At 28.5% G+C, this 550-nt stretch carries 1 protein-coding gene; it reads right to left on the reverse strand.

Annotated elements, in window-relative coordinates; genetic code table 11:
* On the reverse strand, nt 1–370 hold a 370-nt coding region (locus tag AB447_RS23945), incomplete at its 3' end, for a hypothetical protein (RefSeq protein WP_009329257.1).
* Nucleotides 371–550 lie beyond the last annotated feature (180 nt).

Consider the following 550-nt stretch of genomic DNA (forward strand, 5'->3'; position numbering starts at 1 on the left):
ACAAATTTGTTTTGGGTGCATTTTCCTCACCTTTGACAAAGAGCTTATTTCCTTTACCTCTTTTGAATTCATAACCATAGGTAGCTACAACATTATAAAAATTTCTTTTGCCTAGTAATAAGCTTTTGATCCACTTTTCATATTCTTGATAAAGTTGTTTAGCCTCAATCTGTTGTTCGGAAATTTTAGAGGAATACTTTTTCAAAAATGTTGATATTAATGATTGTTCATCATTTTCATTCCGAACACTTAGTTGTTTTTCTAAGTCTTCAATGACTTTGTTCAACCTATCAATTTCTCTTTTTTGATTGATATACAATTTATTTTTTTCCGTTAAGGTCATTTCATCTATTTTCATTATTGAATTCACGTTTGAAATCTCCTTTCATCAATTTCTCACAGTCGTTTCCAGATAATGTCGTTACTTTTGTTACTTTTTCAAAAAACACGCCTCACTCTTACTCTCCCAAGGGATTGAACGTTTTTTTGTTACTTTTGATACTCAAATATTTATTAACGCCCTATAAATAATTAATATATATATATATAT

The organism is Bacillus glycinifermentans (assembly GCF_001042475.2).
Lineage (GTDB): Bacteria > Bacillota > Bacilli > Bacillales > Bacillaceae > Bacillus > Bacillus glycinifermentans.